The following is a 16143-nucleotide window of genomic DNA, read 5'->3' as shown; positions in this document are numbered from 1 at the left end:
ACTCAGATATTAAAAAAGCGCCATTTGAAGGCGCTTTTTCTATTCTAATCACTATTCCCAAAAGACTCGGGGAATAAAGTTAGTAAGGTGAAATATTCGACAGACATTGGATATGAATCGTGATTTCTTCACGATCATGATACAAATGTTTAGCTTGTAGCTTGAACTTTACCTTATTATCAATGAGGAACTGCTTCAGATTTTCAAGGTCTTGCAGCACTTCGTCATAACGCCCTTTCATTGGCAGCTTAAGGTTAAAGATGGCCTCTTTTGCCCAACCTTTTAACAGCCACTGTCCCATCAGGTGAGCAACACGAGCTGGCTTTTCCACCATGTCACAAACAATCCATGTTACGTTCTTGCGGTCTGGTTCGAACTTAAAACCATCCACCATATGGTGCTTGATCTGGCCAGTTTCCATCAAACTGTCTGCCATCATGCCGTTATCAACGCAGTGAACGAACATTGAGCGCTTCACTAATTGGTACGTCCAACCGCCTGGACATGCACCTAAATCCACACCCCACATACCTGGTGCCAAACGCTCATCCCACTCTTCACGTGGAATAAAGACATGAAATGCTTCTTCCAGTTTAAGTGTTGAACGACTTGGAGCGTCTGCTGGGAATTTAAGGCGAGGGATACCCATGAAGAACTGTGAGTTGTTGTCAGTGTAAGAGTAACCAACGTAACAGTGGCCAGGCTCAACAAAGCAAATGTGCAGTACTGGTTTTTTCGCGTTATCTTTGTTCAGCATTAAGCCTTTGCCGCGCAACGCTTGACGCATTGGGACGGTAAACTTACGGCAGAATTTCAGTAGCTCTTTCGCTTCATTTGTATCTGGCGTTTCAATTCTCAAATCACCACAACGAGGGAATGCTTCAATGTCTGCTAGTTCATTCAAAATTGGACTAATGCGGTCATCACTTGGCAACGATTGAAACTCAGCTGCTACCGCAAACATTTGTCGAGCAAAAATTAAAGACTTAAAGTCTAAACCTCTCGCAAGTTTGTCGGCATCTCCATCTTGGTAACACTCGAAGACAACATAACCTGAGTTTCTCTTCACACGAGGGAAGCCATACACTTCCAACTGTGTCGCTTTGTCCTGAATTTCACCAGCACACTCTTTCTCAAAGCCAGAACGGCAATAGAGCATTAGTTGTTTCACTTGGAGACCTCTTTGATATTGAACGCAGCAAAAAAGAACAGACACCAACCAATCATGAACAGTAATCCTCCCACAGGAGTAATTGGCCCAAACCACTTAATGCCCGTCAGCGCCAGCGCGTAAAGACTGCCGCTAAAACAAAAGATGCCGATAATAAAGCAAATCGCCGCAATGAAAAAATATTTTTGTGCTTTTTGTCCCAAATTGAGCAGAAGCAGAATGGCACAAAACACAATCGCCAACGTGTGAATAAATTGATACAGAACTCCGGTCTCAAATACACCGAGCAAATAAGGGGCCAGTGTCGCTTTCAGCCCATGAGCAGCAAATGCTCCAAGAGCGACCGAAATCAGCCCAGACAATCCAGAGAATGAGAGTAACCACTTACTTTTCACTGTACACCTCTTTTATAAACGCCGCTAACTGCTCTATCGCGAGTGCAATGTTACCCACTTCAGTATGACCTGAGATCTTGCGCGGTTTGAAGCTGTGGTCACCATCAGGTAAAAAGCTCACCGTTACTTGTGACGAAAGGACGAAATCATCGAATTCCTCACGCTTACCAAAGGTGTCTCGTTCCCCTTGCAGAATCAGCGTAGGTTTCTCAATGGTTGCTAAGTGCTCGCCTTTGTATTTCTCTGGCTTTCCTGGTGGGTGAAATGGAAACCCTAAACAGGCAATGCCCGCCACCAGCTCATTTTCAGCCAACAAGCTCGACATACGACCGCCCATTGACTTACCACCAATAACCACGGGAGAAGAAGTAAAGTGAGCGATCACTTCGCTGTATGCTTCGAGCAACTTTGGCGCGCGATCGGGCGGACGCTTTTTGCCATCTTCCGAACGTTTCACCATGTAAGGGAAATTAAAACGCACTACACGAATACCTTGCTCCACTAATCCTTTGGCGACAGCTGTCATGAAGTCATGCTCCATCCCCGCACCTGCGCCGTGAGCAAAAATAAACAGCGGTCCGTTTTCAGGCCCCTCAGCTATCCAGTGATTCATCCAATACTTCCTCTTGTTCTTTTCTCGCGGTTGCTAACATCCAGTCTCTAAACGTTGCAATTCGGCCCATATCTGCCTGCTGTTCATGACACACCACATAGAATGCATTCTTAGATATCAACACCTCGTCGAATGGTGCAATGAGTCGTCCGGCTTCCATTTCAGGTTTGGCGAGTACGTTGTTACCGAGCGCGACCCCCTGACCGTGCGCAGCAGCCTGTAGCACCATCGTTGAGTGACTAAAAATAGGACCGTGGTTTACGTTGATGCCTTCAATGTTGTAATGACGAGCAAACTGCTTCCAGTCTTTACGCGAAGTATCGTGTAACAAAGTATGTAATTTGAGGTCACTTAAAGATTCTAATGGTTTGTTACCCAAAAGTAATGAAGGTGAACAAAGTGGGATCAAAAACTCTTGGTACAATTTATCTGCTCGCAAACCTGGCCAGTTCCCACGGCCATAGTAGATCGCCACATCAACATCATCAGTCAGTGAGCCTTCATCCATATCTACGGCTTTAATACGTACATCGATATCGGGCTCTTGAGCATTAAAATCGGCCAAACGAGGTACAAGCCATTGGATAGCAAAACTCGGCGGTAGGCTAATCGTCAATGCCCCCTTTTCGCTACGTTCCAACACCTTATCTGTCGCTTCCGCAATCGAGGTGAAAATATCTTTGATATCGAGAAAGTAACTTTGGCCTTCTTCTGTTAACAACAAAGAACGATTACGTCGACGGAAGAGCTTCAATGATAAGAACTCTTCAAGCGCTTTAATCTGGTGACTGACCGCGGCTTGAGTAACAAATAACTCTTCTGCTGCTCGTGTAAAACTGAGATGACGAGCAGCCGCTTCGAAGACTCGAAGCGAATTTAATGGAGGCAATCTGCGAGACATATGGGACCTCTAATAGGATTAGTTTTTTTAATCTGAAACATTATAAAATGTCCGTTGTCGAACAGCCAGATAAATTCTATATTTCACCCCGCAACACGGGCCTGAACGGCTTGATTTCTTTGGAAATCAATTGGCTTCGTTGTTGCGATGTTGTGTTTGCAAACTCGTATTTCGAGTTAGGTAGATTTCTACCATAATGTTTTGTCCACACTCCCTGTGACAAAACATATACTTCCTGTATTTATTTTTGACCTGTCTGTCAAATTTGTTACACCGCCTAAATTAGGCGGTGTTTTTTTATCTATCAAAAATCTCATCCGCATATCTGGCAGCAATATCACTTTATTACTCTTCTTTCGGATTAATTATCGTTATATCAACACAAAGTGTATGGCTTTGCGATAAGCCTCAACATTATGCTAAGTAATGGTTGTCTGTAACGCGATCAAAAACAAAAAAGGCGCAAATTGATGTCTCAATTTGCGCCTTTTAACGTATTTTAACAGTCAGCTATGGACGGTAAACTTTTACGTTGCTGAAGCCTTGCTCTTGCAAGTAAAGCGCTTGCAGACGGCTCATCACACCGCGGTCACAGTAAAGTAGGTATGTCTTAGACTGGTCTAAGTCACCAAACTGTGTACCCAGCTTGTAGAAAGGGATATGTTTCACATCCACACCTTCGATTTCAAGTGGGTTATCGTCTTCCTCTTCAGGACTACGAATATCTAGCACAACCGCGTGCTCTTCTATCGCTTGAACTTGCTCTACTTCTGGTGCGGCTTGCTCAGACTCTTTCGCAATATCACGAATGTCCATCATGCGAGCTTCTTGAACCACTTGCTCAAGGATACTAAAGTCGAATTTCTCTTCTTCAGCTTCTAGCTTGCCTTTCACCGCTTTCACGGTTGGCTTCTTAGAGATAACACCACAGTATTCTGGCATTGTCTTCGCGAAATCTTCTGTGCCGATTTCACGTGCTAGATTGATGATGTCTTCTTTATCCCAGTTGATAAGTGGACGCAGAATCAGCGTGTCAGTTACGTTATCGATGTGGCGTAGATTGGTTAGCGTTTGGCTCGATACTTGACCTAGCGCTTCACCTGTTACCAATGCTTCGATCTTCATCTTCTGAGCGATCATGCCTGCTGCACGCATAAACATACGCTTCAAGATCACGCCCATTTGGCCGTCATCGACTTTCTCTAGGATTTCCGCAACCACAGGCTCGAAATCAACTGAGATAAAACGTACTTTTGCTGAAGAACCGTATTTGTTCCATAGGTAGTGAGAAACCTGCTTAACGCCGATTTCGTGTGCTGGACCACCTAAGTTAAAGAAGCAGTAATGTACTTTTGAACCACGCTTGATATGAAGATAGCTTGAAACACCAGAGTCGAAACCACCCGAGATCAGGCTTAACACGTCTTCTTGCGTACCCAGTGGGAAACCACCTAGGCCTTTATGACGAGACAATACTTGGTTTAGCTTGTCGTTCGAGACTTCTACCTTGATCGTCACGTCTGGGTTTCGTAGCTTAACACTAGCGCTTTCAATCGCTTGATTTAAACCACCGCCTACATAACGCTCTAGTTCAATAGAGGTAAAGTCATGCTTGCCACGACGCTTCGCACGTACAACAAAGGTTTTATTTTCGAGTGCAGCACGGTTGAGTTCTAGTACTTGCTCGAAGATATCGTGCAAGTCTTTAAATTCAGTTTGCTTCACTTCCAGTACGTGGTGAATGCCTGGTGTATGAGTCAAAACCTCAAGAACTTCAGCGTGGAATTCGTTACTCTCAGAGGTCACTTCAATGTGATCACGACGGTTAAATACCGCGACAGACTCCGTGCGGCTCTTAATGATGTTACGAATGTTGCACTCTAAAATCTTTGTGAAGCGCTTACGCACAGATTCACTTTTTACAAAAATTTCTGGATGGGGCTTTACAATAAATTTCATAGTCTAATTCGCAGGTTAGTTTCGCAATCAACAAAGAGTGACACTCAACTTCAATACTTCATACGCAGTAAAACCGCGTTTCAGTCACAAAAAGTAGTCTGAGCTCACTTTTAAGGCGCAAGATTATACACCCAAGCGGATTGGAAAAACAAAAAAAGCGAGCAATCTGCTCGCTTTCTTATCTCTTTACTGACTTAAAACTAAAGCCTAGTTATTGAATTACCGGCACTTCTTCACTGTAGAGAGGCTCGCCTTGCATAATGCTGATTTCAACCCGTCGGTTAAGCGCGCGATTTTCATCAGAATCATTCGGTAACAAGGGTTCCGTATCCGCCATGCCTCGTACTCTTAAACGTTGATGAGAGAAGCCTCTCACTTTCTCCATCTCTTGCGCGACTGATACTGCACGCTGAGAAGAGAGATCCCAGTTAGAACGATAAAGTTCCGAGTCTAGCGGTCGATTGTCTGTATGGCCAGATACTCGCACAATGCCTGGCACGTCTTTTACTAGCTCTGCAATCTGACGAACTAAAGGACGAAACTTAGGCTGCAAGAAGGCCGAACCTTCTGGGAATGCACCTTTTTCACGCATACGTATAACAATCTGCTGACCGAGGTTTTCAACTTCAATGGCGCCTTGTTCAATCTCTCGCTCTAAGGCTTTCTTGATGCTTTCCATCAAGGTTTCCATCTCTTGCGACATCTCTTTAGATTGCTGTTGTTGCATGTCCGCTTCGGCAGACTCATTGTTTTGAGTTGACGTTTCTGGCGATTGCCCACCCGTTAACTTGCCTTCATCACGTTTTGTGCCACCAGCTCGATCAGACTCCCCTTCATGAAATTCGAGCGTCTGCTGAGTGATGTCCATGGTTTGCTGCATGATGACATCAATCGGAGTTGGTTCCGGCCGACCCGGTCGAAACTCTTGGGCAATAATGCTAGTACCTTTGGGAATGTCTTTCACTTCAAGCTGATTTTGCACACCGAAGGCAAATTTCATTGATCCTGCAATTTGTTTGAACTTCAGTACATCCATCTCAGAAAACGAGAGCAGAAGAACAAAGAAACACATCAGTAGCGACATCAAATCTGCGAATGTCCCCATCCATAACGGGAGGCCAGGTGGCGGACAATCGCATTTGTTATCTTCATCATCCATCACTACTCTCCAAGTTACTCGTCAATCTCAAGGGCACGTTTACCTTCATTGAGGTAGTTCTTCAAGTAACTATCGATCACTCGCGGGTTTTGGCCATCTTGAATCGCTAATACGCCATCCATGATCAAACGGCGATTTAGCGTTTCTTGGTCACGGCGAAGAGAAAGCTTATCCGCAATAGGGAAAAACACCATATTGGACAGGATCGCGCCATACAATGTGGTCAAGAGTGCAACGGCCATTGCTGGTCCAATCGCTTTAGGGTCATCCATGTTTGAAAGCATCGCAACAAGACCAACCAAGGTGCCAATCATTCCCATCGCAGGAGCAACGTCGCCAAAGGCGCGAAATACACCAGTACCTTGCGTATGTCGTTCATCTGTAAGCGCGATGTCTTTTTTGAGTGCCGCTCTCACAACGTCGGCATCATGGCCATCAACCAGTAGATCAATGCCTTTCTGCATGAATGTGTTGTTTATTTCCATCTCTTCAAGAGCAAGAAAACCACCTTTACGCGCCGCGTCGGCCATTTCCACAATTTTTGCGATCAGGTCTTCGGGTTCATCCGCTTTAAACATGAAGGCTTTGCCAGCAATCTTTGTCGCACCAAAAAACTGTCCCATTGTGAACTTCATCAACACTACGAATATTGAGCCACCAACGACAATAAGGATCGACGTGACATCGACAAACATGCCGATGCTGCCACCAAGCACCATCGCCATAATGACGAATGCAAAACCACCAATCAAACCTAATAGGGTTGCTAAATCCACAAAGCACTCCTCACGCTATACTCAAATACTGCCATTGGGCGGATTATTACCTGTATCGACAACTCGCGCAGAATTTTTAGAAAAATCTTAGCTAATGGATCACAAATTACACCTAACAACCTCAACCAAAATATGGGGTTTCACCGCTTAGACTCGTTGAACGCTAATTTTGTGACAATTATATAAGGTTAAATTTGACCAAGTTACTAGGCTAAGGTAACTTTCGTGCATCTTACCCGAGGCTTGATTAAGGCAGAAAAAAGATGGCGGTCAAGAAACCAGAAAACATGACCTTTGAAGCAACCATTGAAGAGCTTGATAGCTTGGTTGATCAATTAGAAAATGGCGATCTTGCTCTAGATGATGCCCTGCGTAAGTTTGAACGAGGCATTGCCTTAGCTCGTGCAGGCCAAACTAAATTAAGCGACGCCGAACAGCGCGTGAGCATTCTTCTTAGTGAAGATGATGAAGCACCACTGAGTGACTTCAAACCAGATTCAGAATAACAATCAGTAGTGAGCAATGTGATGCAACAGACATTGACGTCTTTTCAACAAAGAAACAATCAGCAATTGAATTTGTGGCTCGATCAGCTTCCATATCAAGAGCAGCCATTGATTCAAGCAATGAAATACGGCCTTTTGCTAGGTGGGAAACGCGTTCGCCCTTTTCTTGTTTACATCACAGGTCAAATGCTCGGCTGTAAACCTGAAGACTTAGACACCCCCGCCGCTGCTATCGAATGTATACATGCCTACTCACTCATTCATGATGATCTGCCAGCCATGGACGATGATGAACTGCGTCGAGGTCAACCAACTTGTCATATTAAGTTTGATGAAGCAACCGCAATACTGACAGGTGATGCACTACAAACTCTTGCCTTCACTATTATTGCTGATGGTCAATTAAGCTCGGCGGCTGAAGCTCAACGCATCAATATGATCAAAGCCTTAGCGCATTCCTCTGGTGCCAGCGGCATGTGTATAGGGCAAGCCTTAGATTTAGGCGCGGAAAATCGCCAAGTTTCTCTTGAAGAAATGGAAGAGATACACCGTAAAAAAACCGGAGCTCTGATTGATTGTGCGGTAAAATTAGGTGCATTAGCTGCTGGTGAGAAAGGTATCGAGGTTCTACCTCACTTGGAGCGCTACTCAAAAGCAATTGGTTTGGCGTTTCAGGTTCAAGACGATATTCTTGATATCATCAGTGACACAGAAACACTGGGTAAGCCTCAAGGTTCCGACCAAGGTCTGAATAAGAGCACTTATCCTTCCCTGCTGGGTTTAGAGGGAGCCATAGAGAAAGCTCACACTCTGTTACAGGAAGCACTTCAAGCATTGGAAGCTATCCCATACAATACTCAGTTACTCGAAGAGTTCGCCCGATATGTCATCGAGCGCAAAAATTAACACTATAAGCGCGCATTTATATGACTCTTGATATTTCAAAGTACCCAACACTGGCGTTAGCAAATACACCGGAAGAATTACGTCTTCTTCCGAAAGAAACATTACCAAATCTGTGTGATGAACTGCGAACGTATCTGCTAAATTCAGTGAGCCAATCTAGCGGACACTTAGCGTCTGGCTTAGGCACCGTAGAGCTAACTGTCGCTCTGCATTATGTTTACAACACCCCTATCGACAAATTGATCTGGGATGTTGGTCATCAGGCTTACCCGCACAAAATCCTCACCGGACGTCGCGATAAAATGCCAACAATTCGCCAAAAGGATGGTCTACACCCTTTCCCTTGGCGTGAAGAAAGTGAATATGACACCTTATCTGTCGGCCACTCTTCGACATCGATTAGTGCAGGTCTTGGCATGGCCATCAGCGCACAAAAAGAAGGTAAAGGCCGCAAAATCGTCAGTGTGATTGGTGATGGCGCAATTACAGCAGGCATGGCATTCGAAGCCATGAACCACGCTGGCGACGTTCATCCTGATATGTTGGTGATTTTGAACGACAACGAAATGTCGATTTCAGAAAACGTCGGCGCCCTGAATAACCACCTTGCGAAAGTACTTTCTGGCAGCTTGTACACTTCTATCCGTGAAGGCGGCAAGAAAGTGCTGTCTGGTGTCCCACCTATTAAAGAGTTGGTTCGCCGTACGGAAGAGCACCTAAAAGGCATGGTAGTGCCTGGTACTCTGTTCGAAGAGTTCGGCTTTAATTACATTGGCCCGATTGATGGACACGACGTCAATGAACTCGTCAAAACGCTGAAAAATATGCGTGAGCTCAAAGGTCCTCAGTTCCTACACATCATGACCAAGAAAGGCAAAGGTTATGAGCCTGCCGAGAAAGATCCTATCGGCTACCATGGTGTTCCTAAATTCGATCCAACGCATAATTGTCTGCCGAAGAGCAGTGGCGGTAAGCCAACTTACTCAAAGATCTTCGGTGACTTTTTATGTGACATGGCGGCCCAAGATCCTAAGCTAATGGCAATTACGCCAGCAATGCGCGAAGGATCAGGTATGGTGCGTTTCTCAAAAGAGTACCCAGACCAATACTTTGATGTGGCGATTGCTGAGCAGCACGCAGTGACACTGGCAACAGGCATGGCAATTGCGGGCGATCATCCAATCGTTGCTATCTATTCGACTTTCTTGCAACGTGGTTATGACCAATTGATCCACGACATCGCGATCATGGACTTACCAGTGATGTTTGCGATCGACCGCGCAGGTCTCGTTGGCGCAGATGGTCAAACTCACCAAGGTGCGTTCGATTTGAGCTTTATGCGCTGTATTCCGAACATGGTGATCATGGCGCCAAGCGACGAAAACGAGTGCCGACAAATGCTTTACACTGGCCATAAGCATTCTGGCCCGAGTGCGGTTCGATACCCTCGTGGTAGCGGAATGGGCGTAGAAATCGAAACTGAGTTTACGGCTTTAGAAATCGGTAAAGGACGCATGGTTCGCCAAGGTGAAAAAGTTGCTATTCTGAACTTTGGTAACTTCTTGGGTAACGCGCTAGAAGCGGCAGAATACCTTAACGCCACTGTTGCTGATATGCGCTTTGTGAAGCCGCTCGATGAGGCATTGATTCGTCAACTAGCCGCAGATCATGACGTGCTCGTGACGTTAGAAGAAAATGTTATCGCGGGTGGTGCTGGTACTGGTGTCGTTGAGTTCATGATGAAAGATAAAATCATTAAACCTGTGTTGAACCTAGGTTTACCAGATGAGTTTATTCATCAGGGAACACAAGATGAACTGCATGAAGAGCTTGGTCTCGATGCAAAAGGAATTGAAAAATCCATCTTGGATTATTTAGCAAAATAGAATGTAAAAAGGGATGCTCATAGCATCCCTTTTTTTACGGTCAACGTTTAATTCATCCAGCCCGCATATTTTGCGACTAGAAACAGGGCAACACCGGCCATAACTCCCGCCACGATATCATCAACCATAATACCCAGCCCACCGTGAACTCGCTTATCTAGCCACCCAATTGGCCAAGGTTTTACCATATCGAAAAAACGAAATAAGATGAAGCCAGTGATCAACCACTTCCATTCAGTGAGTGGAATATTCAGTGCAGGTACAATGCTCATCGTAATCCAAAAGCCTGCAAACTCATCCCATACGATTGAACCATGATCATGTACCTTCATGTCTGCAGAGGTCACTTGGCATATTTGAATGCCGATCACACACGAAATCAGAACAACAATGACATACGCCGTAAATGGTAATTGTGCCAACAACAAAAAGAAAGGCACGGCCGCCAGTGTGCCCATTGTTCCAGGGATAAACGGGGATAATCCACTGCCAAAACCCGTCGCCAATAGATGCCACGGGTTCTTTAATGAAATCAGAGAAAGAGGGTTGGTCATATCCTTAAACCTATACTGCTAGTTTGGTTTCAATCGTCATGCCTGTGAGTTGCTCAATAATAACAGGCTCTTGGCTAGAGCTTAGCTTAGATCATTTAAAGTGGTCGAAGCCACTTAAGTCCCAATCAAGTGGTTGATTGTTATCATGCAGCTCGAAGGTTCCATTTGGTCGGATTTGACCAATACATGTGACCTTACAGCCAGTATGAGATAAAGCGCTTTGTAACGAGCCTCGATTTTGCTCCGGCACGGTAAAACACAACTCGTATTCTTCGCCACTTGCTAAAGCATACTGCTGCGCGCTGATCTTATCATCTAAAAACTGGACTAATTCTGAAGAGATCGGTAGCTGAGAGACATCAATACTCACCCCAACCTGAGATCGCTGTAAAATGTGCTTAATATCAGAGATTAAACCATCTGAAATATCTATCGCAGAAGAGGCTAAGCCAACAAGAGCTTGTCCAGCAAGCACACGCGGAGAACTAAGGTAATGAGCTCGCTCTAGTGCTTCCGCGCCGGCTCTGCTGCGCAGAGAGTCATCTAGAATCACATCCAAGCCAGCTTTTGCATCGCCAAGGTTTCCCGTTACGTATACCCAATCCCCAGGCTTTGCGCCGGATCGCGTGAGCGCTTTGTCTTCAGGTACAAAACCTTGCACCGTGAGTGTCAGACACAATGGCCCTTTGGTGGTATCACCGCCAATTAACTGAATACCATAGTAATCAGCCAGTTCGAAAAATGCATCACAGAAAGGTGCAAGCCATTCTTCATCTGGCTCGGGCATCGTTAATGCAAAGCTCACCCATGCAGGCGTTGCTCCCATCGCTGCCAAATCACTGATGTTAGAAGCCAATGCTTTGTGTGCGACCCATGCTGGGTTCGCGTCGGCTAAGAAATGCGTTCCAGCTACCAATGTATCCGTGCTAATCGCAATCTGAACATTAGCTGGCGCTTTGACCAAAGCGCAATCATCACCAGCGGCTAGATGGACATCTTTACGTTGGCTCTGACGACCGACGAAGTATTTGTCTATCAGATTAAATTCACCAGACATAATTCACTTACTTTTTGATGTAAAAGCTTTTGATACAAAAAAGGTCAGCATGTGCTGACCTTTTCATTGAAGAAATCGTTATTTCTTACGAATGTGAGGTGCTGCTTTATCAAGTACACCATTCACAAACTTGTGGCTATCTTCTGCTGCGAAAACTTTTGCAAGTTCAATCGCTTCATTGATAACAACTTTGTAAGGAACATCTTCGCGACGAGTCATCTCGTACATAGCAAGGCGAAGAAGAGCAAGTTCCATCATATCTAAATCCTGCATAGGACGAGAGATGTATGGACGAATTTTGCTATCTAGCTCAGCGTGGCTAAGTACAACACCGCTTAATAGTTCACGGAAGTAAGCTACGTCTGTCTCTGGAGCAGCAAGCGCTGGCTCAGATGCATGAAGTTCTTCTTCATCGTATTTGTCGCCAGACAAAAACTGTTCTTCAATCTTGGCAACATTCTCTTTAGTAATTTGCCATGAGTAGATCGCCTGTAGAGCGAATTGACGTGCGTTACGACGTGCGGCTGGTTTCACACTGGCCCCCATTAGGAATCAATTTCAGATAGTACATTAATCATTTCAAGTGCGCTTAGTGCAGCCTCTGCACCTTTATTACCAGCCTTGGTTCCTGCGCGTTCAATCGCTTGATCGATCGTATCAACAGTCAAAACACCAAATGCTACTGGAATGCTGAATTCCATAGACACTTGTGCTAGACCTTTGTTCATTTCACTACAAACATAGTCAAAGTGAGGCGTTCCACCACGAATAACAGACCCTAGAGAAACAATAGCGTCGAATTTGCCAGTTTTAGCAACACGCTGAGCTACTAGAGGTAGTTCTACGGCACCTGGACAACGCACAACCGTGATGTTGTCTTCGCTTACTTGTCCGTGACGCTTTAGTGTATCGATCGCACCAGAAAGTAGGCTTTCGTTAATAAAACTGTTGAAACGAGAAATAACGATAGCAATTTTTGCATTTGGCGCTGGGAAGCCACCCTCGATCACTTTCATAAGCTTTCCTTTAACTCTATTTATAAGTGAAATATGTTCATCAAGTGAGAATCGCCGGATTCTAGCACAAATTTGTGAGCAATATCTAATGGAAATTGGAGGCAAATCACCGGTTCCTAGCCATTGACGAGTTAAGCACGTCAAAGACTAGGAACTTATTGTTCTGTTGTTACTCGCAGACGTACTCAACAACGTTCAGACCAAAACCACCTAACGCGTGGTACTTTTTGTTGGTCGATGACAGAAGACGCATATCATGTACACCGAGATCCGCAAGAATCTGTGAACCAACGCCAACACGGCGAGACGTGCCTTGTTTTTTAGCAAGCGTTGGTGCTTCACCTTTGTCTTGCGCTTCGAACATCTTCACGCGATGAATAAGTAGATCGGTCGATTCTTCATGGCCAAGAACAACCAGTACACCGCCCTCTTCACCAATGCGTTTCATTGCCTTATCTAGTGTCCAGCTGCGCTCTGCATTACGATCGCTACGTAGTAAGTCGGTAAAAACGTCTTGAAGATGAACGCGAACCAGTGGCGCTTTTTCTTTCAAATCGCCCTTGCACATTGCGTAGTGCACTTGGTTATCAATGGTGTCTTTGTACGTGACTAACGTGAACTCGCCAAACTCTGTCGGTAACTTGCACTCTGCCACACGTTCAATCGTTGTCTCAGTGTTATTGCGGTACTCAATTAGGTCGGCAATAGTGCCCAATTTAATACCGTGCTTCTCTGCAAAGATCTCTAGATCTGGGCGACGAGCCATCGTGCCGTCGTCATTTAAGATCTCAACAATCACCGATGCTGGCTCTAAACCAGCAAGACGAGCCAAATCACAGCCAGCTTCAGTGTGACCTGCGCGAGTCAGTACACCGCCGTCTTGAGCTGCGAGAGGGAAGATGTGACCAGGCTGCACCAAATCCGCAGCTTTAGCGTTTGGCGCGACTGCTGCTTGAACGGTACGTGCGCGATCTGCGGCTGAAATACCAGTCGTTACCCCTTCTGCTGCCTCAATCGAAACAGTAAAGTTGGTGGTGTATTGCGCATTATTGTCTTGCACCATTGGTGGCAGACCTAGACTTTCGCAACGATCTTTGGTCATGGTTAAACAAATCAGGCCACGGCCATAGGTTGCCATAAAGTTGATGGCTTCCGGCGTAATATGCTCGGCAGCCATGATCAAGTCACCTTCATTCTCGCGGTCTTCATCATCCATTAGGATGACCATTTTGCCTGCGCGAATATCATCAATAATTTCTTGTGGCGTACTGATTGGCATAGTCTGTTATCCCGTTATTCTAAATTTGTTATTGCGACAGCAATGAAAAATTACGTTGCAGTGAATGCTAGTTAGGTCAATAGTTTGAGCTTTGCATTAAGCAAGTCAATGAATCTCGCGGTGTTCTGTGAGTCTGCTCTTTATCGCATGCCTCACGCAGCCACTCCCAAGACTTATGCAAAACCGTTTTGCTGTAAAAAGTCCATCGTGATACGAGACTCGGCCTTATCTTCTTGTTGTCCTTGCAGTAAACGCTCCATATAACGCGCAAGTACATCAACTTCTAAGTTGACTTTGCGCCCCACTTGAAACTGGTCAATCGTAGTTTCTTCACTCGTATGAGGAACGATCGTCAGCTTAAAAGCATTTTTACGTAAGTCGTTGACGGTTAGGCTAATACCATCAACAGTAATCGAGCCTTTCTCTGCAACGTACTTGCTAATTTCCGCAGGCATTGCAACCCAAAACTCTATCGCACGGCCAACTGAATTGCGTTCGACAATTTCACCAACCCCATCGACATGGCCAGAAACGATATGTCCACCCAATCGCGTTGTTGGCAACATGGCTTTTTCTAGATTCACCTTATCGCCTACTTGGTATTCAGCAAACCCAGTTTTCTTCAAGGTTTCTAATGACAGATCAGCACTGTAATAGTGGCTTCCGAAGTCAACTACCGTTAAGCAAACACCATTGGTCGCAATGCTATCGCCTAACTTAACGTCTGACATATCAAGCGTACCCGTTTCAACCGTGACGGTGATGTCTTCGCCCTTCGGCGTAATCGCAGCTAACTTGCCAACTGCTTCTACTATTCCTGTAAACATACTATTTCTTATCTAATTTCATTACGTTTTATGGTGGCGGTGATGCGAATGTCTACCCCAACCATACGAACGTCTGTAATGTTTAAATCTATGACGTCAGCCATAGCGCTTAACCCTAAAGCACCGATAAGCCCCCGACCATCGCTGCCCATGAGTTTTGGCGCAAGGTAAACAATGAGCTCATCTACAAGATTAGCCTTTATCATCGCACTCGCTAGCGTAGCTCCAGCTTCAACCCATAAGTGATTGATGTGGTGCTCATCCGAGATACGTTTTAATGTCGTTGATAAGTCAATTTGGTGAGCGCTGTCCAATAGAGGGATACAGTCTCCATCAGAGCGAACAATAACTCGTTCTCCATCGGTATGGAACAGCTTGAGCGCATCAGTTAAATGGTTCTGACGGTCTAAGATTACACGTACTGGTTGACGAAGCTCTTCTTGTAAATACTGCGCTTGAACACTATTAGGTAAGTCATCCCAGCGCACATTGAGTGATGCATTATCATCAATCACCGTTTTGCTAGTAGAAAGAATGCCACCACTTATCGCTCGATAACGCTGCACATCTTGGCGGGCCGCAGGGGAGGTGATCCATTGGCTCTGACCATTACTGAGTGCGCTTTGCCCATCCAAACTGGCTGCCATTTTTAATTGAACAAACGGCATGCCTGTACGCATGTACTTTATAAAACCAGGGTTAAGGGCAAGGGCATCTTGCTCTAACAAGCCGATTTGTACTTCAATTCCGGCATCACGTAACATCTGGATGCCGCGACCTGCAACTTTCGGGTTTGGGTCTACCATGGCGCAAACCACACGTGCCACTTTGGCTTTAATCAGCCCTTCGGCACATGGCGGTGTACGGCCGTAATGAGAGCAAGGTTCTAGCGTCACATAAGCGGTTGCACCAACTGCTTTTTCACCCGCCATGCGCATCGCGTGCACTTCGGCATGCGGCTCACCAGCGCGGTGGTGATAGCCCTCACCAACAATTTCTTCATCACGAACGATGACGCACCCCACATTTGGATTTGGGGCGGTGGTATAAATGCCACGTCTCGCTAACTTAATAGCTCGTGACATCATGGCGAAATCTAAATCAGAAAACGCTCTTTCAGGAGTATGTTGAGTCATGA

Annotated in this window: 17 protein-coding genes; 3 read left to right on the top strand and 14 right to left on the bottom strand. The window is 45.5% G+C overall.

Going from position 1 to position 16143, the window contains the following annotated elements; all coding sequences use genetic code 11:
- Window positions 1-79 precede the first annotated feature (79 nt).
- The 7 genes from rlmM to pomA all read right to left on the bottom strand — a co-directional run bounded on the left by rlmM (window position 80) and on the right by pomA (window position 6974).
- Complete coding sequence (gene rlmM / locus R7035_RS14660) at window positions 80-1171, bottom strand: 23S rRNA (cytidine(2498)-2'-O)-methyltransferase RlmM (RefSeq protein ID WP_017820611.1); 1092 nt, start codon at window positions 1169-1171, stop codon at window positions 80-82.
- Window positions 1168-1566: a DUF423 domain-containing protein gene (locus R7035_RS14655; protein ID WP_025768894.1), complete on the bottom strand. Its 399-nt coding sequence runs from the start codon at window positions 1564-1566 to the stop codon at window positions 1168-1170. The genes rlmM and R7035_RS14655 overlap by 4 nt, the downstream gene beginning before the upstream one ends.
- Window positions 1556-2179, bottom strand: coding sequence for an alpha/beta fold hydrolase (locus R7035_RS14650; protein ID WP_005383614.1), 624 nt, complete (start codon window positions 2177-2179; stop codon window positions 1556-1558). Before R7035_RS14650 ends, R7035_RS14655 begins: the two co-directional genes overlap by 11 nt.
- Window positions 2160-3080, bottom strand: a complete 921-nt coding sequence (locus R7035_RS14645) for a transcriptional regulator GcvA (protein ID WP_005383616.1) — start codon at window positions 3078-3080, stop codon at window positions 2160-2162. Before R7035_RS14645 ends, R7035_RS14650 begins: the two co-directional genes overlap by 20 nt.
- A 510-nt stretch (window positions 3081-3590) precedes the next feature.
- The gene (gene thiI / locus R7035_RS14640; RefSeq protein WP_042521212.1) at window positions 3591-5039 is read right to left on the bottom strand and encodes a tRNA uracil 4-sulfurtransferase ThiI; all 1449 of its coding nucleotides are present in this window, start codon (window positions 5037-5039) and stop codon (window positions 3591-3593) included.
- Between the two features lie 211 nt (window positions 5040-5250).
- On the bottom strand, window positions 5251-6198 hold the full coding sequence (locus R7035_RS14635; protein WP_042521210.1) for a flagellar motor protein MotB: 948 nt from the start codon (window positions 6196-6198) through the stop codon (window positions 5251-5253).
- Window positions 6199-6212: 14 nt separating this feature from the next.
- Window positions 6213-6974 (bottom strand): flagellar motor protein PomA, encoded by a 762-nt coding sequence (gene pomA, locus R7035_RS14630; RefSeq protein ID WP_005381564.1) that lies wholly within the window; start codon window positions 6972-6974, stop codon window positions 6213-6215.
- 263 nt (window positions 6975-7237) lie between these two features.
- Here pomA and xseB point away from each other — a divergent pair, with 263 nt between their 5' ends.
- The 3 genes from xseB to dxs are packed head-to-tail and all read left to right on the top strand — an operon-like array spanning window position 7238 to window position 10272.
- Window positions 7238-7480, top strand: a complete 243-nt coding sequence (gene xseB, locus R7035_RS14625; protein ID WP_005381566.1) for an exodeoxyribonuclease VII small subunit — start codon at window positions 7238-7240, stop codon at window positions 7478-7480.
- A gap of 21 nt (window positions 7481-7501) precedes the next feature.
- Window positions 7502-8386 carry a (2E,6E)-farnesyl diphosphate synthase gene (gene ispA / locus R7035_RS14620; protein WP_171344830.1) on the top strand — a complete coding sequence of 295 codons (885 nt, stop codon included), beginning with the start codon at window positions 7502-7504 and terminating at the stop codon, window positions 8384-8386.
- A 20-nt stretch (window positions 8387-8406) separates the two neighbouring features.
- The gene (gene dxs, locus R7035_RS14615; RefSeq protein WP_318146172.1) at window positions 8407-10272 is read left to right on the top strand and encodes a 1-deoxy-D-xylulose-5-phosphate synthase; all 1866 of its coding nucleotides are present in this window, start codon (window positions 8407-8409) and stop codon (window positions 10270-10272) included.
- 47 nt (window positions 10273-10319) lie between these two features.
- Here the strand turns inward: dxs and pgpA are convergent, their stop codons facing one another.
- The 7 genes from pgpA to ribD all read right to left on the bottom strand — a co-directional run bounded on the left by pgpA (window position 10320) and on the right by ribD (window position 16141).
- Window positions 10320-10826 carry a phosphatidylglycerophosphatase A gene (gene pgpA, locus R7035_RS14610; RefSeq protein ID WP_031780838.1) on the bottom strand — a complete coding sequence of 169 codons (507 nt, stop codon included), beginning with the start codon at window positions 10824-10826 and terminating at the stop codon, window positions 10320-10322.
- 91 nt (window positions 10827-10917) lie between these two features.
- On the bottom strand, window positions 10918-11883 hold the full coding sequence (gene thiL, locus R7035_RS14605) for a thiamine-phosphate kinase (RefSeq protein ID WP_005381570.1): 966 nt from the start codon (window positions 11881-11883) through the stop codon (window positions 10918-10920).
- A 78-nt stretch (window positions 11884-11961) separates the two neighbouring features.
- On the bottom strand, window positions 11962-12429 hold the full coding sequence (gene nusB, locus R7035_RS14600; protein ID WP_005381571.1) for a transcription antitermination factor NusB: 468 nt from the start codon (window positions 12427-12429) through the stop codon (window positions 11962-11964).
- On the bottom strand, window positions 12429-12899 hold the full coding sequence (ribE, locus tag R7035_RS14595; protein ID WP_005381572.1) for a 6,7-dimethyl-8-ribityllumazine synthase: 471 nt from the start codon (window positions 12897-12899) through the stop codon (window positions 12429-12431). The genes nusB and ribE overlap by 1 nt, the downstream gene beginning before the upstream one ends.
- Before the next feature lie 169 nt (window positions 12900-13068).
- The gene (gene ribBA / locus R7035_RS14590) at window positions 13069-14178 is read right to left on the bottom strand and encodes a bifunctional 3,4-dihydroxy-2-butanone-4-phosphate synthase/GTP cyclohydrolase II (protein WP_005381573.1); all 1110 of its coding nucleotides are present in this window, start codon (window positions 14176-14178) and stop codon (window positions 13069-13071) included.
- 173 nt (window positions 14179-14351) lie between these two features.
- Window positions 14352-15005 carry a riboflavin synthase gene (locus R7035_RS14585; RefSeq protein ID WP_005381574.1) on the bottom strand — a complete coding sequence of 218 codons (654 nt, stop codon included), beginning with the start codon at window positions 15003-15005 and terminating at the stop codon, window positions 14352-14354.
- 8 nt (window positions 15006-15013) lie between these two features.
- Entirely contained in the window at window positions 15014-16141 is a 1128-nt protein-coding gene (gene ribD, locus R7035_RS14580; RefSeq protein ID WP_262651972.1) for a bifunctional diaminohydroxyphosphoribosylaminopyrimidine deaminase/5-amino-6-(5-phosphoribosylamino)uracil reductase RibD, read from the bottom strand.
- Between the last annotated feature and the right edge of the window lie 2 nt (window positions 16142-16143).

This window comes from Vibrio sp. 1731, from assembly GCF_033339955.1.
GTDB lineage: Bacteria > Pseudomonadota > Gammaproteobacteria > Enterobacterales > Vibrionaceae > Vibrio > Vibrio alginolyticus.
Note: the sequence above shows the minus strand (reverse complement) of the source record. Positions and strands in the feature narration are given on the sequence as shown.

What these genes read in the sequence shown, in the direction of transcription:
- ribBA (WP_005381573.1), bottom strand. Translation starts at nt 14,178, where the DNA reads ATGCCAATCAGTACGCCACAAGAAATTATTGATGATATTCGCGCAGGC.
- xseB (WP_005381566.1), top strand. Translation starts at nt 7,238, where the DNA reads ATGGCGGTCAAGAAACCAGAAAACATGACCTTTGAAGCAACCATTGAA.
- thiI (WP_042521212.1), bottom strand. Translation starts at nt 5,039, where the DNA reads ATGAAATTTATTGTAAAGCCCCATCCAGAAATTTTTGTAAAAAGTGAA.
- ispA (WP_171344830.1), top strand. Translation starts at nt 7,502, where the DNA reads ATGCAACAGACATTGACGTCTTTTCAACAAAGAAACAATCAGCAATTG.
- ribE (WP_005381572.1), bottom strand. Translation starts at nt 12,899, where the DNA reads ATGAAAGTGATCGAGGGTGGCTTCCCAGCGCCAAATGCAAAAATTGCT.
- R7035_RS14645 (WP_005383616.1), bottom strand. Translation starts at nt 3,080, where the DNA reads ATGTCTCGCAGATTGCCTCCATTAAATTCGCTTCGAGTCTTCGAAGCG.
- ribD (WP_262651972.1), bottom strand. Translation starts at nt 16,141, where the DNA reads ATGACTCAACATACTCCTGAAAGAGCGTTTTCTGATTTAGATTTCGCC.
- R7035_RS14650 (WP_005383614.1), bottom strand. Translation starts at nt 2,179, where the DNA reads ATGAATCACTGGATAGCTGAGGGGCCTGAAAACGGACCGCTGTTTATT.
- thiL (WP_005381570.1), bottom strand. Translation starts at nt 11,883, where the DNA reads ATGTCTGGTGAATTTAATCTGATAGACAAATACTTCGTCGGTCGTCAG.
- pgpA (WP_031780838.1), bottom strand. Translation starts at nt 10,826, where the DNA reads ATGACCAACCCTCTTTCTCTGATTTCATTAAAGAACCCGTGGCATCTA.
- nusB (WP_005381571.1), bottom strand. Translation starts at nt 12,429, where the DNA reads ATGGGGGCCAGTGTGAAACCAGCCGCACGTCGTAACGCACGTCAATTC.
- R7035_RS14585 (WP_005381574.1), bottom strand. Translation starts at nt 15,005, where the DNA reads ATGTTTACAGGAATAGTAGAAGCAGTTGGCAAGTTAGCTGCGATTACG.
- dxs (WP_318146172.1), top strand. Translation starts at nt 8,407, where the DNA reads ATGACTCTTGATATTTCAAAGTACCCAACACTGGCGTTAGCAAATACA.
- R7035_RS14635 (WP_042521210.1), bottom strand. Translation starts at nt 6,198, where the DNA reads ATGGATGATGAAGATAACAAATGCGATTGTCCGCCACCTGGCCTCCCG.